Raw genomic sequence first — 22,462 nt, forward strand, 5'->3', positions numbered from 1 at the left:
CCCACTTGTCCGCGAATCTTCAGCGATAGCTCTGGTAGCTGTCCTTTCCAAAGGAAAATGTCGAACAGTAACCATCGTTTAGGATGGTCGCTCCGGGCATCCCAGTCATTTCGTTGAGATCCCTGTACCACATGAGCTTCGGCCAATCGGCGCTCTGTATGATCTCCAAGACCTCCTGATTAACACCGACGAATCCATGTGCTCCAAGGCTTCCCACCGCGCCCTCGGATCCAACCGAAAAGCGCCGTCCTGCGTAAATCGCGTTACCTATTGCAAGCCTCTCCTGAGCGTCATCCGGATTCAATTGAGTCGGGAACCGGTAAATGGCTTTCGGAGGAAACCTTCCATCGTGAGTCAGGATATGCTGCAGTACAGCCTGCACTATCTCTGCATGCGATACCAAACCAGCGTCCTGAAGAATGCGCTCATAATTGGACAAGACAGCCGAACGCCGCCGGATGGCCGGAATGGGGTCGACGGGTTCCTCCTGATCAAAGATTACGATTCTCGATCGTGACTCCGGGCGTGTTTTATACGGCGGTCCATACTGCAAAATTACGCCCAGAATATTTTGAAAGCCATATGCAGCTCTCGCCCCTACTTTCTTGTCGGTTATTGGCTTAATATCGTACTGCATACTCAACTTCGGACTATGCTGCCGAAGTCTCGCTTCCACTCCGACCATTCTCTTCTTTGCAACGTGTATAGGTAAGACGAAATCGGGACGCGACAGGCCGCCGCCAGCAAAAAATTCACACCTCGCAACGCGAACACTAGGTAACCGACTCGCAAGAAGAAGGGAAACGCCGCCTGCCATGTGTTCCCCTGACCACTTATGATGTTCCGACGAGTAAACGGATTGTGAACTGAAAGCCGTGTTGATCATGGGAACTGCCATGTCGACATCCCAAAACGTTTGGAGGTGCCATGCGAGTATAACCTTCCACTCATGAACCAAGTCACGTTCAGGTCGAGATTTTCCGCGAACGTACATGTAGCGTGACGCGGCTTCGATAATATCGCGGATCGTTAATGTAAGCGAGGTTGTTCCGCGCAAGGGGCCAAAGCGACCGCGAAGCGGCTTGCGGGTATCTTCTACAACGGAGAAGGTCGCTGCAGTATCCAGGTCAAGGTACACGGTGAACGCTCTCCACTTTGTCTGATGACTGGCGACATTCAGGCATTACGAGCGTCAGACCCTTGAGAAAGTGGATTTCCCGAATCCGGTGTACCCTGAAATTGGATTTCTCGAATCGAGCCCATTTACGGAACAGAGCCCTAAATAATCCTCATTTCTATTAAACCGCTCGGGACGGCCGTCAACCCGAACTGTTCGGCGGCCGTACCATCGTTAGACGCACATGAGACGCACATGGTTGCTCCCGCGCGGCAAGGCTCATTGCTGCCTTCGCTTACGTGGAACGCGATGCGTCACTTTGTGAAGACGTACCAACCGCAGCATCGGTTACCGCTGGCTCGAAAGGCAACCACCCTTTCGAGTGAAGGACATCAAAAGCCAGTTTTATCTGCCGTAACGAAAAATTCTTCTTACGTTCACTCCATTCGTAAACGCGAGCCACGACATCGGCCAACCTAGTTGCGCCTTCGCGCGTCGCAACCCAGTGCACAGTAGATAGCAACTCGAGACCAAACGGACTTTCAAAGCCTGCAACGAGATCGGCGACCCTCGCGAAGCGTTCCTTTGAGGCTGCGTCACCATCAAGGAGCTGCATCGCCTCTGGGACCGCACCCGGAACAAGCTCTAGGCGCTTGTCTGGAGCATCGCCTCCGTCGAAGTAACCCGCTATTAAGTGGCCCTCTGCTGCGTGCAAGACATGACGAAGATTCTCTGCATACGGCCCATACGGAGCTTTCGTGTATCGAAGCCGAAGCGATTGCCCCGCTTCCTGCATGAAGTACATGAGCTTATGCACCTCAAGCAACGAAATGAATGGATCAAGCAAACCAGCCAGATAGCGATCGATCAGCACTACTAGGGCGCCTCGTCCTAAGCTCATCTTAGGGACCTCTTGCGTCCGAGCCATCACGCGCGCATCGGGAGCCTCGCTAGGTTCATATATCGTGACGTGCACGCCTATAAGCGGCCTCATGGCGTCCTCTATGAGGATACGCACATCAGGCCAGTACAGACCACCTAATCCACTGCCCAGCGGCGGTATGGCAATCGAATTGATCTTACGCTGTTTTATTTCAAACACCAGCGACGTAAGCCCGCTCGCAATGTCAGACAAGCGGCTTCGTCCGCGCCAATGTCGCTTGGTAGGAAAGTTGATGATGTATTTCGGATCGGTCATGCTGCCGGTCTCGAACACAAACACTTTCCCGGGTTGGATTTCTTCGCGATTACACGCTGCCTTGTACATTTTGAAATTCTGTGGAAAAGCGTTCTTGAATTGTAAGGCTATTCCGCGTCCCATGATGCCGACGCAATTAACGGTATTCACAAGTGCTTCTGCGTCCGACTTGAGGATATCGCCCTGTGCGCACTCTATCATCCCATCGCCCCTAGTAATACCATGAGGTCTTCACCTCAATGGGTGGCCGGTGCCCGCTCAATTGTAAAGCCGAAGCGGCGCGGTGTCCAACAGCAGCCGAGTGGACTCCAATCCGCTCGATGAGCTCCCACGGAAAGGATTCCTCAACCAAAAACTCGGCTTGTTTCGCTTCCTGTGTCGCCGGATTCGACCAATCATTGGTCTTCACGGCCGTCCAGTCAATCTCACACAACTGGGCCGTATCGCAGCGATCTTCGAAGTAACGCGAGCCTGCGTTCGAAAGAGTGAACGCCCAACGTTGCCCAACCGAATTCGCCCAGCGTATCGCCTTGTTAAGGTCGCATTCGAGATGCACGATTGGTTCTTGCCCACCACGGTACGATAGGTCTGGGTGGTTTGCCCGATATATCAGGTACAACATCACCGAGCGAGGACAAAAGTAGAATGGAACGCATTCGCCAACAAAGAGCCCTGGGTGGCTACGCAATTGCAACTCATTGAGACGTCGACTTTTGATTGAGCTCATGCCAATTACGGTCCCGGATTTTGAGCTGACATTGACTACGGCGTCGGAGCACAATCGCCCGTCGTGAATTATGGATGGCAGCCGATCGACATGTACAATGTGGTAGATCTTCGGATGAGTGGCAGCCATGTATGGCCTGGATTCCGCGCGCGACCGCCCACACACTTTTGGGGGCGACGTCAGCTTCCTCGACGGAGGGCCGAACCCGACTGATCATTGTCACAACTCCCTCCGCTGTCCGGCCGCAAGCCCTCAAACAGTCTCATCCTGGCGTGCGAACATCCGTTCGCCACTAGGTACACGGCCGCCTATCCATCGCTTTCAATCGCAGATCATACACGAAGTCTCCCAGTCCGAAAGTCAACCGTTTTCGCCAGAGGTGTAGAAAGCCACGCCCGCTTGCCAGCTTACCCATATATAGTGGGTAAGTTGATATGCGAGCACAAGGAGTCCGGTGCGATAGGGAGAATTGCAATCTCCCTTCTTTCGGAAAACCGGGGCTCCGCCGACTTCGGCCGCCAAGATCCGAAGGACATTCCTGAGGATGCTTCTCGCCCAATGCCCGCAAATTTTTGAAAAGACTAAACGGCAGCGGCCCCCGGGCCGACGGCACAACATGAGCGGTACCCGCGGGGCGGTTTCCGCTCGATTGCGCGGCGATGACTTTCAGGGGCGCATCTTCTGGACCGAAGCCATGCGCATGTTCGATCGCCATCCTCGGGTTGAACGGGTTGGAATCGAGGTCTCGAGCTATAAGCACTTCGACGATGTCGTCGTGCTGTACCGCGATGGCCACGGGCGCGACTGCGACCTTGAGTTGCATCAAGCGAAATACCACGTTCGCAACGATGACACATTGAGCTGGGACGCAATGATGGACCCGGGTTGGCTCGGTGTGGCCAACCAGTCACTCTTGCAGCGCCTCCTGGAAGCGCACCGCCAGCATCGCGGTCGAGCAAATCTGTATTTCACGACGCCGTGGACAGTCGACCCCACCGATTCGCTGAGTAAATTAATGACGGGCTTCTCGAACAAGCTGAACCTCGACCTACTGTTCAACGGAAGGCCTCGATCGGTCCAGGCTAAGGTTCGGAAGAATTTGCTCGGTCATCTCAACTGCGGCGAGCAAGAGTTGCGCGCTGCCTTATCACGTTTGCAGATCCGTGACCGCGTTAAGCTCGATCCGATGCAGGCGTTTTTAGACGAACGGCTCGAGCGACATAACTTCGTTCCGGTAGGCGACTCGCCCACGAATATGTACGACGAGCTCGCACGCAAAATCATTCAAGCCGGACCCAACATCTTCAATGCGCCCGAACTGCGAGCTCTTCTCGAGAAGGCCGGATTATCCGACTCCGCTATAGCCCCCGGCTCAGGGGCACGCCTCGTCGGCATTCGTTCATTCGAACGGCAGGCCGTGTATCTCGACGAGGAGATGGACGAACTGCTCGACTTTCTGCCGTTCTTCGAGGACCGCTCCTTGCGTCGCGATTTTTCTTGGAACACTGACATTGGACCGCGCGTGCATCAGTTCATGACGCGAATCGACGACGAGCGTCGCACCGACGTCGAACTCCATCTCCATTGCAAGCTATCGATCGCATACAGTGCTGGCGCAGCCATCTCACGTAAGTCTTCAACGCGATACTCATGCCGTCAACCCGGCCATCGCGGGGTGGAGCTCTGGCGCGTTAGTGAAGGGGCTGGTGCAAGGCCGGAAGAGACGTGGATAGTGGAAGACATAACGCTGAACCACGATGCTCCCGATGTCGCGGTTGCGGTGGCTGTCAGCAACGACTCCGCCAAAGACGCTCGGCTTTACGTTGAACGCAATCTTCCGACGGTTGGGCGCCTGTTGATTCTTGAGCCAGTGAACGGCATCGGACAACGCGCCGTACGAAATGGCGCACACGCGTATGATATGGGCGAGACATTCGCTACCATGGTCAATGATAAACGCACGCCAGAGGAACGCAAGGCTCTACTTCATCTGCTGCCGTCGGTGCCCGCCAGCGTCGCGTTTACGATGGGTCGCGCCGGTAATCGCCTGGGCCCAACACAACTGTACGAGTTCGCTCTGAAACGCAATGACCCTGAGGGCTACTCGCCCTCCCTTTTACTCAACACCGCATAAAGGAACGGAAGTATAATGGAGTCCAACGAATCGTTCAAAGAATTTCTTTCTGAGATTAGACTGCCAGAGGATCTACGCGAAGAAGCTAAGCTCGCACACGTAGACTTTCGCGCGGTCGTCGAAAGCGACGAATTGCTCAAGCCAATCATCGTCGACACTTTCTTACAAGGTTCGTACCGCCGTCATACCGGCGTAAAGCCTGAGCCAGGTAAAAAGGCCGATGTCGACATTGTCGTCGTCACGAACTTGAACCGCAACGAGATCTCGGCGCGCGAGGCGCTCGACCTGTTCATTCCCTTCCTCGAAGTCCACTATGCTGATGCCTACGAGAAGCAGAGCCGTTCGTGGGCTGTGCACGTCGGTAACATCAAACTTGATCTCGTGCCGACCTCCGCACCATCCGAAACGACGCGGAAAGTCCTTGAAAAGGCGCGCGCCGTTCAGGGCGACGAATTTATGGGTAGTCTCTCACGCGAGAGCTTGAACTATGTCAAAAAAGCCGCCGGCGTTCAGGACTGGAAAAACGAATCGCTATGGATTCCTGACCGCGATGCTGCGACGTGGGACGAGACGAATCCGCTTGAACAAATTGCCTGGACCGTGGAAAAGAACGCTTACACGAATATGCACTATGTGAACGTGGTCAAGCTCGCGAAGTGGTGGCGTGCTTACAACTGTGGCGGGAAATATCCGAAGGGATATCCACTCGAGCATCTCATTGGGCAAAACTGTCCCAATGGCATCGAAAGCGCTGCGGAAGGTTTCACGCTGGCTCTTGAACATATCGTGAGTAACTACTACCTCAACCGCCTCACCGGCAGCGTGCCGCATCTAGCGGATCACGGCGTACCGTTACACGATGTCTTTGCGCGCATCACGCCGGAACAATTCGCGGCTTTTTATGACGCCGTTCAACTTTGCGCGCCGCAAGCGCGTTTGGCGCTCGACAATGACGACAACGATGCAAGCGCCGACGCGTGGTTCGCCATCTTCGGCGAACCGTTCCCAAAGCGGGCTTCGAAACAAACAGCTTACAGCAAACCAACGGCGTCGGCAGTGCTGACGAAGGGACACTTCGCTTAGGACGTGACCTCGCTGCCGCCGCCAAATCTCCGGCTGGGCATCAGTGCGCTATCTGGGATACCGGGCGTTGAGATTCTCGAACTGCCGACCTACGACGAGGAAGAGTCATTGTGGGTTCTGCGCATTCGCCTGACAATCGAAACGTCGTCGGATTTCGTTTCGGTAGCGACGGACTGGTACGTACTGATCGACTCCGAGTACCCATCCGGGCGCGCCGATTTCCATCCGGCGCAAGAAGGTGGTATTCACGCTACATTCCGGCACATGAAACGCAATCTGCCAACTGATCGAGCTTGGCAAAGCGGCGTGTTGTGCCTTGATCGCCCAGGCCGATGGCTCGGGAACGCCGCTCTATCGGGTCAGCCGAATGACGCTGTCGGGAAGCTGCGCTTTTTCGTCGGAGCCGCCTTGCGGTGGCTTGATTTTGCAGCTCGCGATGCCCTGACAGAAGATGGCGAACGATTCGAACTTCCGAGCTTCGCCGGGTCAAGAAGCTTAGAGGTTATAGGCTTCGACGAGTCGCCCGACCGGTTCACGCCGTGGACGGAACTTCTAGGTCGAGCAGGTCGCGCAAATGTGCGAAAATTAACGGATGTGGCTGGGGTCGTTGAGCAATTCACGTTGGGCGATGCCGTCGTGCAACCGTCGCGATGGGGAGTCCACGTCTCTTCCTTGACCGATTTCATGAACGCTTCATGGATCACGCTTCCGAGTATGCCAGTAGTCGCGCCTTGGGCAGCTCCGAGGACATGGGGTGAATTTCGCACCGTAGTTCGAGCGACCGGTAGCGGCCTAAATTTAGACGAGCTGCTCAAGATCGTCTATCGACGTATTCGCCAAGGCGACAACGCGGATGGTCATGTCCTGCTCGTCGGCTTTCCAATCCCGCATATCTATGACAGAGCGAACGTACAGATGCACTGGCAGCCGCTCTTATTGCCGGAAGCCGTCTGTGGTAGCAAGAGCTCGCTGAGGCACGCCCGCGACAAGCTTGTTTGGATGACGCAGCGCGCCAGAAGCCTTCACGACGATGCCGTCATTGAGTGGTTATCCAGCGAGAACTGGAGCGAAAATACATTGAGTATCCGTGGCAGGCTGCACGAACGCCTTTGCGACGCGCGCATCGCCCTAGTTGGAGGTGGCGCACTAGGTTCATCGCTCGCTGAAATGCTCGTTCGCGAAGGCTGTCGCACTATTGACCTTTTTGAGAACGATGAAGTGCAAGTTGGAAACCTTCGTCGGCATACCCTTGCGCTAAACGACATCGGGCGAGATAAGGGAAGCGCACTTGCCGAACGGCTAAACGCTGTCTCGCCATTCGCGAGAGTCCGTGCCTTCCCGCGCCTTCTCGATTCAAGCGGCCATCTCGATGAACTCCGTAGCGCGGACATCATAGTTGATTGCACCGCAGACGAGGACGCTATAGCAACGCTTGCTCGTAAGTTGACGGACGGCAAGACGCGCTGGTTCTTCTCCGGCGCTTTTGGCGTCGACGCCGAACAGCTGTTCCTGTACTCGGAATATGGCCTCGGTGTCGACGTCGGCTACTACCACGCTCAAATGGCCGAGGCGCTCGCCAGAGAGCGAAGGAAGATCGAGGAGCGCGGACTCAACGACATGCAAAATGCGGGTTGCTGGAATCCGGTGTTTCCAGCAAAATGGTCTGCGATCCAAGCGCGCGCGACCGAGATGCTCAACGCAATTGAAGCTGCCGTAATTTCCCACCCGACAGAGGAAAAGACACTGTCCATCATCCCGCCAGCCGCTGCCTGATATGCATTTTGCCAGCAACGATGGGACGTTTCAGCTTGAGCTTCCATCGGAGGTCGCGCGCTACATCCGCCTGCAGTCGACGTTAGCTAAGGCCAATGAAACCGGCGGCATTCTCATCGGCAGATACTCGGCAAACCTTTCTTTAGCAATTGTTTCGCGTGCGACTGCGCCGCCGGCAGACTCGCGGGCTGGAGCCACTTGGTTCGAAAGAGGTACGACCGGCATAGAAAAGTTGCTTACAGAAGTTTGGAGCAAAGGTTTGCATTATCTAGGCGAGTGGCACTACCATCCGCGCGGTGCCCCTTTTGCAAGTTCGAAGGACGAAGCACAGATGCGCAGGATCGCAGCTGACGAGCTTACGAGGTGCAACGCCCCTATTCTGCTCATACTCGGAGAAATTGGGGGGAGGCCCGAAATTGGGGTTTACGTCGAAGCTAACGGTTATTTGGTGCGACTCGATGTCGCGTTTAGGCGAAAAGATCGGCGTCAGTCTTATGCGAGCCGCTAGTCGAAATAGTCGTCCGAGAAGCGTCGAGCGTTATGAGCCACACTGGCGTCGATCCCACGCGACGACACTCGGGCTTGCTAGTAGAACGACGTCACCCGATTCCATGGACGCCTCGGTGACCCGAAGCCATCGCAGGCGCTCTAACCGGTTGCTCACCAGCGCGTAATCGAACGCCGAAGCCTCTCATCGATGAGTTTACCTCGACGAGCAAACCCTAGGATCGGAAAGGCGGCGACAAGCATCTCATCATCGGACCGCAAGATACCATCACTGGCAATCCAGTTAAGTATTGCCTGAATGTCCGATTCAGGGTAGTCGCCGATCCTGTCGTAGACGTGAGAGTCTGGACGATGCCCGCGTTGCTCCGGACCAATCACACCACTTTTGGGATCCCCGCACCGTGCGCCACACGGCAGGTTTCGCTGGACTATCCACTTCTGCGAGAGCTGACTCATAGGCGTCCACGGCTCAATCGATCTCGCCGACGCGGTCGTCATGCCAGTCCAGAGACCATATGCGATGAAATCTCCAGCCGCGACTCTCCCGTCCCCCATCATGAAAGTCTCAAGGAGTCTCCGCTAACGCTGGTGTTCTCAAAGCGCTCCCCACCATCTTAGACTGTAACTCACATTCGAAACCTTATTAACCGTGAAGCGCTTTCTTGCGACGTCGCGAGAGCTAAAATGGGTTCTTACGATACTCGTATTGAAGTGGACCATTAATATCGTGATGTTATCAGGTCGCCGTTGGGCGAGCCAATGTTTGAGACAACAGATCTGCTCCGCGATTCCTAACCACATGCTACAGAAAGCAGAAGGGCGCACCCGTCGGGCATCATGAACGCCGCACTCAGGCGGATACAAGCTCTATGCGCCAATGGCCATGAAGTAGAACATACCTAGTGTCGCCGCTCCCATTAACGTTACGCTGAACCAACCCCAGGCAACGGCGACACGCGAGCTGCGCCAGTCTCGCATGATCGACTCATTCGATGCGAGCTAGACAATGACCGCAATCAGTGGTACGGCGGCAACGCCATTGAGAATAGCTGACCAAAAGAGCGCCTTGATCGGATTGATCTTCAGCAGATCCATGACCACGCCGATGATAATCCCCGCGACGATAACGGCGTAGAATTGCCTGGCACGGCTGGGCTTTTCGCTCAAGCCCTCGCGGAATTTGAACGTCTCCGCCGCGACGTATGCCGAGGATGTCGCTAACACCGGAACAGCGAGAACGCCGGTCCCGACCATCCCGAGTGTGAATAACAACGCAGCGAAATTGCCAGCCAGCGGACGTAGGGCCTCCGCTGCGTCCTGCGCCGTCGCAATGTTGTGTTTGCCGTGGGCGCCCAACGTCGCGGCCGTGGTCACGATGATGAAGGCCGCCACGATATTCGAATAGATCATCCCCGCGTTGATATCAATGTGCGCATCCTTGATCGATTGTTCGTCCGTGCCCCTCCGCGATGCAACGGTCGCATGGCCGGCTTTCTTCTCTTCCTCCACCATTTCCGCGGATTGCCAGAAGAACAAATACGGGGTAATAGTCGTGCCGAGGATAGCGACCATCGTCGACAGCCACTGCGATTGAAAGTGCACGGTCGGAATCACGAAGCCCGATAGAACTTGGGGCCACGGCGGGTGCGCGATGAACGCGGTGATGACATAGGCGAAGAGAACGACGGTGAGCCACTTAAAAACCGACGCGATCATGTTATACGACAGCCAAACCTGTGCGGCGATCAACGCAATCCCAAAGAACATCACCCATACTTCGACCGGTATTGGGATGAGTAATTTCGCTGCTGCAGCCATACCGCCAATGTCGGCGCCAATATTGAATGTGTTCGCGACGATGACCAATGCCGCAAGCGGATACATGAGCGAACGCGGCAACCGTTTGCGCATCAATGTCGCCAGACCCTCGCCCGTGACCATAGAGATGCGAGCGCACATGCCTTGAATGACCGCCATCATCGGCGTCGAGATGAACGTGAGCCACAGCAACGAGTAGCCGGTCGTGGCGCCGGTGACTGAGTAGGTTGAGATCCCGGACGGATCGTCGTCCGCCGCTCCGGTGATCAGCCCCGGCCCCAGCGTTCGAAAAAAATGGGCGACCCGAGATCGCAGCCCCGAGTCCTTCATGGGGCCAGTTTCCGCAAGCTGCTTATTGGTGACGGGCGCGATGCAGCAACGGCATCACAGGGACGTAGCGACAGTAGGCGGGCCGGTCCATGCGAGATCGGCCAGCCCGCTGCCGGGTCAGTAGTCTTCGGCGTCGAGAACTGCCTCCGGCGCAGTACCGGATTGAAAGGGCGGCGCCGTTATAGGAGTGAAAGCGCTGGGTGCCTTCTTAAAGTTAAACGCATCCATCAAATCGTCCGAACGCATGTCGGTACCATGTAGAGAGCCCTTCTTGATACCGAAAGTCTTCTCCGTAAAGGCGAGGATGCTCGCGAACTCATGTTGGCGATGCGAGACATAGCCTTTCTTGGCGTACGGCGAAACGATGATCAGCGGTACCCGAAAACCAAGCTCGTAGGCGTTGTAGATTTTCGGCGGCACATGGTCGTACCAGCCTCCCCAGTCGTCCCAGGTAATGAAAATCGCCGTGCTGTTCCAGTATTGGCTTTGCCCAATGGCATTAACGACCGCGGCAACCCACGACGGACCCGCGGTACTCTTGTTACCCGGATGATCCGAATGCAAATTGTCGGCGGGCATAACCCACGAAACTCCCGGCAGATTGCCGGTCGAGATGTCCGTCAGAATCGATGCCGGCGGCGTAACAACGTTGGCGTAGTCTGGGCCGTACCGGATGTGTTTGATCGAATCAAAGGCGTGCCACCAGCCCGGCCCGAGCTGGCGCTGGTAATAGCGCCATGTGACGCCTTGATTGTCTAGGAAGTCGGTCAGCGAGGGGCGATCAAAGCACGGGAATAGGTTCGGACCACCGAGTGCGGTATGAAGATTGATGGTGGCGACCAGCATTTCTTGTGGAGAGTCGCAGCCCGCGGGCCCCTCCTTTCCATTGGGATAGGTAGGTCCACCCGCGATTTCGTCCTGGGTTTCCGGCAGCGCGCGCGCGGTCGCGCTAACGATGTATTGGTGCGATGGGTAGCTGCTCGATTGATCAGTTTCGAACATGTGATCCGCGAAGGCGTATTGCGTCGCCATGTCCCAGTATGGCTGCGCCTCGTTCGCCGGAACGTAGGAATACGGACGCCATGCGAGCTTCACCGGTTCGACGAGGTTGAATCCGTCTTGTTTACCCTTATCCCATTCAGTTAAGAAAGTCTGATGTCCGTGGCCAATGTCCCATGGAGCGGCCAGAGACTGCGGCTGCAGCTGCACCGTCTCGCCCAGCGAATTTGGACCGCTCTGTGCTATCGTCGCACCCTCGGAGATCAGACTTGGCGACTGGAACAGGTTGTCGGGCGTGCGATTCTCTTGAAAAATAATAACGACATGTTGAATCGGCGACGTTCCGGTGAACGCAGCTTTTGCACGGGCGTTCGCGGGGTTCGAGCTCGCTGGCAACGATCCGTTTTGCGGAGCGGCGCACGAAGCGAGCACTACGATCGTTACCAGCGGAATAAGCCTGTTGCGTTTCATTGATTGCTCCCTTTAACTGCCGACTACTGCGTGTCGACTGGATCGTAGTCCGGCGGCTGGCGCAAGAAGTAGTTCTTGTCTAGGCTCGACGGGATGGAGACGAATGCGCGCGGTTTGCTCTTGAAGTGAAAGAGCGTCGTTAGACTATGAGCGCGCACGTCGTTGGAGTGCAAGCTGCCCAGCTTGAACGTCTCCTCGACGTATTTCACGACGCTCGCGAACTCGAACTGCGTGCTTACGACTTGGCCTTTGGCGACGTACGGCGAGATGATCAGGAACGGTACGCGGAAACCGAGACCGCCCTGGTTGTCGATGAACGCCGGCGGAACGTGGTCGTAGAAGCCGCCCCAATCGTCCCATAGAATAAGGACCGTCGTATTGTTCCAATATTGGCTCTGGCCTACGGCGTTGACCACCGACGCGATCCATTCGGGGCCGTGATACGTGCCATTTAGTTTATGCGGATGGTCGGAATCGACGTCGCTCGGAACGATCCAGTTCATCTGTGCGAGCGTTCCGTTGCTGAGATCGCTGAAAATGTTCGTCTCCGGCATAGAGATGTTGGTGGCCCATTCCGGCCCGTTACGCACTGCGTCGATTGCGTCGAACGCGTTCCAGATATTGCCGGTATCACCGCCGCCTTTGTGTGGTGGTGAATAGTATCGCCAGCTTACCCCCTTAGCATCGAGAAGGTCACGCAACGTTCCGGTCGGGTAGGTGAGGCACGGGAACGGCCCTTGACCCGATTCGAGTTTGAGCTTAGTCGTGAGCAGGTCGGTGACGGTTCCTTTGTGTGAATCGCAGCCCCAATGGTCGTTATCGGAGGGCACGTTAACGATGCTGTGCGAGCTGTCGATCTTGCTCCAGCCCGCGATAAAGTCTTGATGTGCCGTGAAGCTCCCGCTGCCTTGCGTCTGGAACATGTGATCGCCGATCGCGTAGTTTTGCGCGATGAACCAGTACGGCTGGATCTCGTCGGGATTGGCGTACTGATACGGGTAGGTCGGCTTCGCTGGGAACTGGCCGAGGTAGGTATGGTCGAACCCATCCATCTGACAGACGCTGCCCTTGAGATCGCAGTCGATCTGATACTGGGGGCGCATGTGATTCATGTCGAGCGCAGCAAGGTGCTCTTCTTTGAGCGCGATGACCTTGCCGTTGCTTTCCTTGCCGGTCGTCGTGCCGTCAACACCGGGAAACGTAGCGAAAAAATCATCGAAGGTACGATTCTCTTGAATCATGACGATGATGTGCTGGACCGGCGTGTTGCCTTTCACGAGGTGAGGCTGCAAGTCGGCGCGTAGCGCTTGTTGCTGCGGGATCGCTGAAGTCGAGGATGCGCCACCCGCGTTACAGCCGCCGCACGCGAGTACAGCAGCCAATACAAATAAAGAAGACGTCCGTGTGCGACTATTCATGAAAAGCGTGTTTTCCGTGGCAGGTCCTTTCCCTCTCGGATATTCGGGAGCTAGTTACAGAAAAGTCGGAATGAGGTCGCACATTATAAAACACCAACGAATTTGAAATAACTACAGTCATCTTTCACGCGACTAGCAGAATGGCAGGGTCTTCTCCCAAAATAGTACCGCCGCGGATAACGAAGGCGGGCAAACACCGTCTTGATCGCGTGCCTAGGCATTTCCGTGCCGGGTTTTGGTAGCTCACGTGACGACTTTTGCATATGTTCCGACAGCAGTTACAACGGCCCCCGCGGCTCCAAGTGCAAGAGCCCATCGCCAGGGGCTGCCGTGTAGCGCACAGCTCAATACGATTCCTAGACCGCTAAGCGTCGCCAGGCCGAACGCCACTGCCAACCATTGTTCGTGAGGGAATAATCCCGCGAGTAACAGTGGCAGCAATGAACCACAGAAGGCGGCCGCACTTGATAGCGCCGCCGACGCGAGACTCTCTCGTAAGATCGCATCCCCTAGCCGGCCAGTCACGAAGCGACCTCTACTTGCGAGATTAAGTTCTTGCTCTGCATGACCCAGCTCGCTGCGTAATTCTGAATATCGCGCAACGAAAAACGCGACAGCGCCCGAGAGTAGGGCGACCAATGCAATTCGAAACGCTAGTCCGGGCGATAACTCTTCGTTCGAACTGGTCAGCCGGCCCGCGGCCAGTGCAAGTGCGGTGAGGACGCCATCCACAAGACCGAGTACAATCGGAAGCATCAACGGCTTCGCTTCACTCCCTCGACAAAGCGCCGACCAGAAACAAGTTGATCGAGGCTGTGAACCACCGCACCCGTCGATTCTATAGCGCGCACAATGGCGTCGTAGTCCAACCCATCGCCCTCAATCGTGATGTCCATTCCGACCGTCTCGACATCGATCTCTGTCACAGTGATGTTAACGGCTTCAACGTTAGGCGAGGACTCGATACCCTTTGCAATGTCGATTAGGCTAGGACGCGCGATAGCCTTGTCCACGTCGAGCACGAGTCTACGAACATTCATAATGCTTAAATTCCTTTCGTACACACTACGAGAATTCATGGAGAGTCCGACGGCCTACCAATGAGCGTCGCACCGGCTGTACTTCGGTTTTCTCCGATCGCGAACATCTCCTTAGCTCCGCCCGTGCGAAGCGATCAATCGCTCTGTTGTACGCGCGATACATTGCTAGATTCGATTGTCGATTGTAGAAAATCGTCTGCACCATTCGTTTCGAGATTGTTGCACCTTTCTGTGCCACGTTAGGACTATAATCCGGCACTACCGTCTGACCTAGGTCGCCGATGCGTGGCGGCAGCAACTTACTGGACTCGATTCCGCTCGAACCTCGTTCTAAGAGTATCTTGAGCAAGACTAGGCTACGAGCGGCTGTCGTCGACTACCCTCTTCTCGCAACCGGCCGACACACGGCTGACGAGCCGCTCTTGGCGCCATCGTGTCTGCGCCTGCTTTATGCCATCGACCGCAGCTTTCGGCGTAGAGGAACAGAGGCGGGATGCAACCGAATACCTTCGACACAGATTCGCGATGGAGCTCGCGTAAGCCCGAGAGGGATGACGGCTCCTACTTCGGTGCCTTAGCATGGAGTTGGCGAATTGTGGCTATCCTCTTAACCTTTCCGTGGCATGGTCTTGCTGAGCAGGGCTGCATGGCGCTAAGCTGCCTGCCTCCTGACTATACGCGCAGGCGCGCTGGCAAAGTGCAGAGACCGCCGTTGCAGTGCCAACTCGAGGATAGGCAGTCCTGTTGAACGGACTTGAGCCGCGCGACCGCTATGCGGAGTTGGCGCTCGATTTACTGCGCCTACTATTCGGGGACGCGTTCGCTCGCGATTTCGGTGTCAAATTATGGAACGGAACAATCGTAACCGCATGTGGACCCCTAGCGCGGTTCACGCTCCACATCAAACATCCCGCGGCGCTGCGCGAAATGCTAAGGCGACCAGTCGACCTCGGTGGAGGACGGGCTTTTGTCGCAGGTCTGATAGATGTTGAAGGCGATCTGGAGCTGGCAATCGATGCGCTATTGCAGGTGACCGCAGTCGATACCTTACGCGCGTTCCGAATAATGAGTCTGGCGCGTCGGCTTCCGCGAAGTCCAATCGCCCTATTGCGCGAGGCCCGTCTTCACGGCCGTGCGCATACCCTTGAACGCGATAGAGCGGCTATCGGATTTCACTACGATCTTCCGATCGAATTCTATCAGACGTTCCTCGACGATAGTCTTACGTACTCATGTGCGTACTTCGACGAAGGTATAGAGACTCTTGACGCCGCTCAGAGGGCAAAAATCGACCACATCTTCCGAAAGATTCGCTTGGAGCGAAACGAGCGCATTCTGGACATCGGCTGCGGTTGGGGCGGTCTCGTCGTGCGAGCTTCATCCGTGTTTGGTGCAAGGGCAACCGGCATCACGTTGAGCGAGCCGCAGTTTCAAGAAGCTCGCCGGCGTGTTGCCGCCGAAGGCGCGCGTGCTGACGTACGCCTATGCGATTATCGGGAGCTTAAGGACGAGACTTTCGACAAGGCCGTTAGCGTTGGCATGTTCGAGCATGTCGGACGCCGCAATCTCAAAACCTACTTCAAAGCAGCATTTGCGGCCTTACGCCCAGGGGGGCTATTTCTTAATCATGGGATCGCGAATCAAAATGTTTCAACACGAGATAATGCAGAGCGAAGTTTCATCGGTCGATTTATTTTTCCAGACGGTGACCTGCTGCGAATATCTGAGGCATTGCGTATCGCTGAATCCGTTGGGTTCGAAATTCGTGATGTCGAGAACCTCAGACAGCATTATGTGCGGACCCTTGCAATGTGGGTAGCAAGTCTCGAGCGCAACCGTGAGCGTGCCATTTCCGTGGCGGGAGAGCAAACGTATCGCGCTTGGAGGCTGTACATGGCTGGCAGCGCACAGGGTTTTCGGTCAGGACGGCTGGGACTTTATCAAGTTTTGCTTGGCCGGCCCGACAATACCGGCAGCCTAGACATCCCGGCGACACGACGCGACATTTACCGAGCACCTATCGAATCATTCGAGAGGAGAACAGTTTGAACCTCGAACGTTTACTATTCGCAATGAAATCGACGCGTGTAACGTTTGAACTGACTTCTGGGAAACCCATAAGCGGCGAAGTAACATTCCTCGGTAGCGACTTCGTTGCGCTTAGCATTAACGCCGAACGCGTCGTTTCGGAAATTGTGCCCTTCTCGAGCATCGCCAGCGTTCACGCGGTATCCGACGAGCTCTTGCATACGAAGCGGTGAAGAATGCGGCTCAGCCTCGTCCCGGCTGGGTCTCAGCGAGTAAACGCGCAGCGAACAGCAAGCGCCGAGGTTCGGTTAGGTGCGCTACCCATTAGACTAGATGAATATGCGGCCAAGGATATTTCTTTGCGAACGTCGCGCTTCTGAATCGCCGACGCCCGCTGACGACGGCCAAGTGAAGCATGGTGATGAACGCGGATTGATGATCGTCGCCGCCCGCGATTGGTCGCTAGTAGGTGTCTCCAGGCGTGTCGTCAGCGTGCGTCAGGAAATATCGAGCGTCCTCGCCGGCCTTAATGGGCACGAACGGGATTGGCTGCTGCGTGAAATCGAACATATCATCGAACCCATCGGCCCGTTGATCGGCGTATTTATGGTGCGAGCCGATAAACGGTAAGCCAAATGTTTCTTCGATGAACCGTGCAGTGCTCGCGATCTCGTGTTGCTGGTGTGAAACGTATCCAGCTTTTGCGTACGGCGAAACGACGATCACCGGAACACGATATCCGAGACCCTCAAACGCTCTGGTCTCGGGATCCGAGTATTGTTTCGGACGAACCGGATCGAACCACCCACCCCACTCGTCCCACATAATAATGATCGCAGTGCTGTTCCAATACTGACTCTCACCGACAGCGTTGACGATCGATGCAACCCAAGACGGGCCTAAATTACCTGGCACTTCCCCGGGGTGATCGGACTTATGCCCGCTCGGGGTGACCCACGATACATTGGCTAAATTATTGCTCGCGATATCCTTGAGGACCACCGTGTCGGGTGTAATGATGTTCGCTCGATCGGGGCCTGTCCAGATTGGATTATTGGCTTTGAACGGATCCAGGTTGCTTCCAGAGTCCGCCTCTTGCGTGTAATATTTCCATGTAACGCCGGCTGCGTCGAGACTGCCGACGATCGTCGCATACGTGAAGCACGGGAACGGTCCCGGAATTTCATGACCGGTCAACTTTGAAAATACGGCCGGCGTCGCTTGGCCATACGCCAGTAAATTGACTGTCGTTGACTTGTCCTGAGCGTTGCAGCCCCACTGCGGGCCATTGGGCACCTCAGTTGCATGGCCGGATTGACCAGCAACCATGTACTGGTGGGAAGGAAACGTTGGGCCATTGTTAGAGGAAAAAGTATTATCGCCAAGCGCGTATTCTCGGGCCATTGTCCAGTACGGTTGAATGTCGGAATGTTGTACATAAGAAAATGCCATCTGTTTGAACTTTTCGTTCTTCGAGATCACCCAACATTGCGGTTCGTTGTATGCGTTAACCTTGGTGCATACCGAACCAGAGTCTTTGTTGCCGACGATGTATCCGTCGAAGCCGTCGCTCTTGCCCTGATCATAGTCTTCGAGGAACTCCGCGTGTGAATGGGTCATTTCGTACGGCCAGGTGAGCGGTATCTCTTGAAGCTTATACCGCTTACCGTGGCCCATGCCACTTCCGGCCGATTCCGCGCCTGGAAAGCCATAGAATAAATTATTGAAGCTGCGGTTTTCCTGCATGATAACGATGACGTGTTGAATCGGTGTCGATCCGATGGAGTGACGTTCGAAGCTTCCCGTTATTCTTGGAGAGCCGGGACTCGTTTGCGTATATGAAGAATTGCAGGCGGTTAGGGCTGCCAAAACGAGTATAGAGAGCCGCTTCAAGAGAATTCGCGGTAGCACGTTGCCTCCAGTCATTATGATTTTGCATGCTACTGCGTTGAGCAAAATTCCTTTGAGCCGCTTGACTGTTGGCGGCAAGCCCTCTGCTCGGTTGGTGATCCTTCGGACTAGGTAGTTGCGAAAATCGTAAGGCATCATCAAGCGCACTCGGTGCGACGCTTGTAAGGAGCTGATCCCCGCCGTACGGGCGTTCGACAAGTCGGCCGGCCCACACAAGGAACTGTCTTGCTGCGAGCTGGTTCAAGGCAAGCCGCCCCTAGCGCACTCGAAGAACAGTCTTTTGATCGCGCAGTTTCAACGTTCCTCGACAACATTCACGTCCTATCGGTTAAGCGGAGTTCAGCGAATTGCCAGGCGCACACAAGATCCGCCAAGCGCGGCGCCGGTCAGCCCGAGGACGATAGATAGCGCAACGTAGATGGTCGGAATTAACCATCCCTGCTCAGCAAGGGTCACGCCATCGAGTGCGAACGTGGAGAATGTCGTATAGCCCCCAAGTATGCCCGTTGCGGCGAAGATTCGGACGGCCGGGGTGGCGCCCATCGCCCGCGACGCCGCGAGTTCAGCAATAATCCCGATAAGAAAACTCCCAGTCACGTTAATAAACAAGGTCCCATAAGGAAAGCCAGGTCCAAAGCGCTGAAAAAATAGCTGTCCTACGACGTACCGCAGCACACCCCCGATGGAAGCTCCGATCGCTACGAGCACGATAGCGCGAGGCTCTATCATTTTGACTGCCTCATCGCATCAAGGATGCGACGAAAATAAAATCGAACGCCCGCGGTATTCCGATCTGTCGTGAGGGTGTACCGCAGCTCGCCATCACAAATGATGGCCAACGACATGCAGTGTGGTTCGCGACTACGAGCGGCCCGTTTGTCGCAACTATTCGGGCATACTGCTCGGAATGGAGGTGACGCACAAGACGTCTATACTTTGTCATACGAGGGCGCGCACATCATGTTGCGGCTCAGCGCTTCGCGCACAGGATGCGCATTTGAATTCGTTCTAAGGTGATCAGCCCATCTGGAATCATCTCGCGTAGTTTGGGAACGGTTTCTCGTATTTTCTCCTCGGTTTCCGCAACCTCGATAAGAATTGGCAGGCTTGAGGCGCTGTCGATCACACGCATCGAATGCACGCGCTCGTGACTTCCGAAACCTTCGATGCCGCGAAGGACCGTGGCTCCGCCGAATCCGCGATCGCGCAGCTCGTCGACGATTGCCATGAACAATGGTTTCTTGTGGTAGCGCTCGCCCTCGTCGACGAAGATCCGCATTAGGGTAGCGGTCTGCATCGCGTCCATAAAAAAGCTCCTATCTGAAGGCGTGTGCTTCGTCAATAGGAGCCATCAGCCGCTAGCGGCGGGTAAAGGCGGCGCTCCATCGCCTTGAAAGAACTCTTCGCGCCCCGCGTGCCGCCACCTCGTCAGGCAGGGGATTCGGGCTTGTTGGCTGTTCGCTTACCCGAGCGCGAGAGCTTCAGGTATTCAGCGGCCTCTAGCGTGATTAGTCCTTCACCTACGAAGGATTCCAATTCGGGAATGAGTGCTTCAATTTTGTCGGCGTCATCGACGACTTCGATGAGGACCGGCAGATTTGGAAGCCACGAAAATATCTTTGCGAGGTGAATCTCACGATGTTGCCCGAAACCCTCAATACCGCGAAAGACTGTGGCGCCGGCCACGTGCTTGGAACGCAACAGCTCGACTACTGCTGTGTACATCGGTTCAATCCCATGGCGGTCCGTCTCGTCGACGAAGATGCGCAGCAATCGGCCTTGCTTGAACCCGTCCATCACCTAACCTCGTTCCGCTCGTATGATACACCCTGGGCAGCTTCTTGTCACTCAGAGCACGTGCTGAGCTCCGGTCACATTCGAGTCTGCAGACATTGCGGCCTTGGGGAGGCGCGAGGTGGGCTTATCTTCCCAGGACGTTAGTCGGCTAAGCTATTCAGGTGCTCTGTGTCGTTCATACGTTCGAGCCGAGTTCCCATTTCGGTCAACACAAGCTCGTTTAATGCGCATGGTGCTTGAGCGAGCTTCCAGTAGGACGCGAGTGGCGCGCTGAGCGCATAGAGTAACAACACGCGGATGACGGTGTCATGCGTAACGAATACGACGCGATTGCCCGGAAAGAACGAACGCATAAGTCGTAACGCGTCAGCTGCTCGAACGCCGACGTCCTGCAGGCTTTCACCTCCGGGAAACCTCACCTCGTCCGGGGCGCTATACCAGCGAGCCAAAGCATCGGGATCTCGACGGCTGAGTTCTTCAACCGTTTGCCATTGCCATTCGCCGTAGTCAATATCCGTGAGGCATTCGGCTACTTTCGATTCGAGTCCGCATAGTTCTGAAATCTTAGCAGCAGTCGCAATGCAGCGCCGTAGAGGACTTGCGTAAATAGCGCTCGGCGTGCCGGCCGCCACAACTGCCCGCGCGAGCGCGGTAGCTTGCTGCAGCCCTCGTTCTGTAAGCTCGACATCGGTGCGCCCGCGAAATCGCTCGGGCGAAATTCCTTCGACCTCACCGTGTCTCGCGAGAAGAACGGTCACGCCAAAAGTTGCAGAACGTTGAGGTTGCGGAGACGTAAAATAGCGAGGAAGTCTCGACCTGCTCGGCTCGGGAGTACTGCTTGAAATCAACGAAACGGGCCCTCCGATTCATCATTGTTTTGGGCGTCGTCAGCCTCTTTGCTGACTTTACGTACGAAGGCTCGCGGAGCATTGCAGGCCCGTACTTAGGACTCCTCGGCGCGAGTGCAGTGCTCATCAGCATCGTTGCTGGCTTCGGAGAACTGCTGGGCTACGGTCTACGGCTCGTCTCTGGGCCATTGGCGCAGCGGACAGGTCGTTTTTGGCTTATCACGATCGCAGGATATGTTCTTCAGATGAGCTCCGTTCCGCTCTTGGCACTCGCAACCAATTGGCAAACTGCTGCAGTGCTCATCGTCCTCGAGCGAGTCGGTAAAGCGGTGCGCAATCCCCCACGCGACGTCATGATTTCGTACGCCGCCAAGGAAGTTGGTTATGGCTACGGCTTTGGAGTGCACGAGGCGCTCGACCAGCTCGGAGCGTTGATTGGTCCGCTGCTTGTGGCGCTGGTCCTAGCGACGCATCATGCGTTTCGGGCGGCGTTCGTCGTCTTAGCGGCTCCGGCAGTCGTTACGATCGTTGCCGTCATCGCGGCGCGTGTTATTTATCCGCGACCGCACGACTTTGAAAGGCCCGAACGAACCCCTGTCGCTCGCGCTCGACGCGACCCGGCGCTCATTCTGTATCTGTCGGGAGCGATACTGGTGGCGGCCGGTTTTGCCGACTACCCTCTCATCGCGTTTCACTTTCAGCGGCATCTCGGTATGACCACATGGCTTCCGATCGCCTATGCTATCGCGATGGCGACGAGCGGACTAGGGTCACTGCTCTTCGGACGCCTCTTTGACCGTACCGGGCTCACTATATTAGTTCCGTTGACGATTCTAAGCGCAATATCGGCGCCGCTCGTCTTTCTGGGTGGCTTCTGGCCTGCAATTGTCGGTGCGGCACTTTGGGGCATCGGCATGGGCGTTCACGAATCGATCATTCCGGCAGCCGTCGCTCGAATGGTCCACCCAGAGAATCGCGCGACGGCGTACGGCGTGTTCACCGGCCTTTACGGCGTGGCTTGGTTTCTTGGAAGTATTGCAATCGGCGTTCTCTATTCCAGGTCCTTACCGTTACTGGTCGCGTTCTGCGTACTCGTCCAGCTCGCCGCAATTCCGTTCTTCATCGTCGTGGCACGAATTATCGACCGGCGCTCACGCGGAGAGGACCGGAATGGCGGCGGCCGAATCAGCTCGGTAGGCGATGGAGCGCCGCCTAAACCGCCGCATCGTGGCTGATGGCTCCTGTTCGAATGGAGACCTCGCT

16 protein-coding genes and 2 riboswitches are annotated in these 22,462 nt (G+C 55.9%); of the genes, 4 read left to right on the forward strand and 12 right to left on the reverse strand.

The window, feature by feature from the left end:
* Nucleotides 1–19 precede the first annotated feature (19 nt).
* The 3 genes from VGF98_05315 to VGF98_05325 all read right to left on the reverse strand — a co-directional run bounded on the left by VGF98_05315 (nucleotide 20) and on the right by VGF98_05325 (nucleotide 3,171).
* On the reverse strand, nucleotides 20–1,138 hold the full coding sequence (locus tag VGF98_05315) for a hypothetical protein (GenBank protein ID HEY1681034.1): 1,119 nt from the start codon (nucleotides 1,136–1,138) through the stop codon (nucleotides 20–22).
* A 274-nt stretch (nucleotides 1,139–1,412) separates the two neighbouring features.
* On the reverse strand, nucleotides 1,413–2,465 hold the full coding sequence (locus VGF98_05320) for a macro domain-containing protein (GenBank protein HEY1681035.1): 1,053 nt from the start codon (nucleotides 2,463–2,465) through the stop codon (nucleotides 1,413–1,415).
* 61 nt (nucleotides 2,466–2,526) lie between these two features.
* A complete protein-coding gene (locus tag VGF98_05325; GenBank protein ID HEY1681036.1) occupies nucleotides 2,527–3,171 on the reverse strand; it encodes a DUF4433 domain-containing protein in 645 nt (214 codons plus the stop codon).
* 487 nt (nucleotides 3,172–3,658) lie between these two features.
* Between VGF98_05325 and VGF98_05330 the strand changes: the two genes are divergently transcribed.
* The 3 genes from VGF98_05330 to VGF98_05340 are packed head-to-tail and all read left to right on the forward strand — an operon-like array spanning nucleotide 3,659 to nucleotide 8,032.
* Nucleotides 3,659–5,176 (forward strand): SAVED domain-containing protein, encoded by a 1,518-nt coding sequence (locus VGF98_05330; GenBank protein ID HEY1681037.1) that lies wholly within the window; start codon nucleotides 3,659–3,661, stop codon nucleotides 5,174–5,176.
* 15 nt (nucleotides 5,177–5,191) lie between these two features.
* Complete coding sequence (locus VGF98_05335) at nucleotides 5,192–6,259, forward strand: hypothetical protein (protein ID HEY1681038.1); 1,068 nt, start codon at nucleotides 5,192–5,194, stop codon at nucleotides 6,257–6,259.
* A 3-nt stretch (nucleotides 6,260–6,262) separates the two neighbouring features.
* A complete protein-coding gene (locus VGF98_05340) occupies nucleotides 6,263–8,032 on the forward strand; it encodes a ThiF family adenylyltransferase (protein HEY1681039.1) in 1,770 nt (589 codons plus the stop codon).
* 1,506 nt (nucleotides 8,033–9,538) lie between these two features.
* Here VGF98_05340 and VGF98_05345 read toward each other — a convergent pair.
* The 4 genes from VGF98_05345 to VGF98_05360 all read right to left on the reverse strand — a co-directional run bounded on the left by VGF98_05345 (nucleotide 9,539) and on the right by VGF98_05360 (nucleotide 14,654).
* On the reverse strand, nucleotides 9,539–10,687 hold the full coding sequence (locus VGF98_05345; protein HEY1681040.1) for an Nramp family divalent metal transporter: 1,149 nt from the start codon (nucleotides 10,685–10,687) through the stop codon (nucleotides 9,539–9,541).
* A 117-nt stretch (nucleotides 10,688–10,804) separates the two neighbouring features.
* The gene (locus VGF98_05350; GenBank protein ID HEY1681041.1) at nucleotides 10,805–12,157 is read right to left on the reverse strand and encodes an alkaline phosphatase family protein; all 1,353 of its coding nucleotides are present in this window, start codon (nucleotides 12,155–12,157) and stop codon (nucleotides 10,805–10,807) included.
* A 23-nt stretch (nucleotides 12,158–12,180) separates the two neighbouring features.
* Nucleotides 12,181–13,575, reverse strand: coding sequence for an alkaline phosphatase family protein (locus VGF98_05355; protein HEY1681042.1), 1,395 nt, complete (start codon nucleotides 13,573–13,575; stop codon nucleotides 12,181–12,183).
* A 755-nt stretch (nucleotides 13,576–14,330) separates the two neighbouring features.
* A complete protein-coding gene (locus tag VGF98_05360) occupies nucleotides 14,331–14,654 on the reverse strand; it encodes a DUF211 domain-containing protein (protein HEY1681043.1) in 324 nt (107 codons plus the stop codon).
* A gap of 705 nt (nucleotides 14,655–15,359) precedes the next feature.
* On the opposite strand from VGF98_05360, the gene VGF98_05365 reads away from it, so the two are divergent.
* Nucleotides 15,360–16,664, forward strand: a complete 1,305-nt coding sequence (locus VGF98_05365; GenBank protein HEY1681044.1) for a cyclopropane-fatty-acyl-phospholipid synthase family protein — start codon at nucleotides 15,360–15,362, stop codon at nucleotides 16,662–16,664.
* A gap of 441 nt (nucleotides 16,665–17,105) precedes the next feature.
* On the opposite strand, the gene VGF98_05370 is transcribed toward VGF98_05365, so the two are convergent.
* The 5 genes from VGF98_05370 to VGF98_05390 form a co-directional block, all read right to left on the reverse strand.
* Nucleotides 17,106–18,536 (reverse strand): alkaline phosphatase family protein, encoded by a 1,431-nt coding sequence (locus VGF98_05370; GenBank protein HEY1681045.1) that lies wholly within the window; start codon nucleotides 18,534–18,536, stop codon nucleotides 17,106–17,108.
* A 357-nt stretch (nucleotides 18,537–18,893) separates the two neighbouring features.
* Nucleotides 18,894–19,283 carry a fluoride efflux transporter CrcB gene (gene crcB / locus VGF98_05375; protein HEY1681046.1) on the reverse strand — a complete coding sequence of 130 codons (390 nt, stop codon included), beginning with the start codon at nucleotides 19,281–19,283 and terminating at the stop codon, nucleotides 18,894–18,896.
* Between the two features lie 241 nt (nucleotides 19,284–19,524).
* Nucleotides 19,525–19,860 (reverse strand): DUF190 domain-containing protein, encoded by a 336-nt coding sequence (locus VGF98_05380; GenBank protein HEY1681047.1) that lies wholly within the window; start codon nucleotides 19,858–19,860, stop codon nucleotides 19,525–19,527.
* A 29-nt stretch (nucleotides 19,861–19,889) separates the two neighbouring features.
* A riboswitch (Fluoride riboswitch) is annotated at nucleotides 19,890–19,953 on the reverse strand.
* 29 nt (nucleotides 19,954–19,982) lie between these two features.
* Nucleotides 19,983–20,351, reverse strand: coding sequence for a DUF190 domain-containing protein (locus tag VGF98_05385; protein HEY1681048.1), 369 nt, complete (start codon nucleotides 20,349–20,351; stop codon nucleotides 19,983–19,985).
* 140 nt (nucleotides 20,352–20,491) lie between these two features.
* Entirely contained in the window at nucleotides 20,492–21,109 is a 618-nt protein-coding gene (locus VGF98_05390) for a histidine phosphatase family protein (GenBank protein ID HEY1681049.1), read from the reverse strand.
* Between the two features lie 1,277 nt (nucleotides 21,110–22,386).
* A riboswitch (Fluoride riboswitch) is annotated at nucleotides 22,387–22,450 on the forward strand.
* Nucleotides 22,451–22,462: the final 12 nt, after the last annotated feature.

Origin of the sequence: Candidatus Tumulicola sp. (assembly GCA_036490475.1) — a bacterium.
In the GTDB taxonomy this organism is placed as follows: domain Bacteria; phylum Vulcanimicrobiota; class Vulcanimicrobiia; order Vulcanimicrobiales; family Vulcanimicrobiaceae; genus Tumulicola.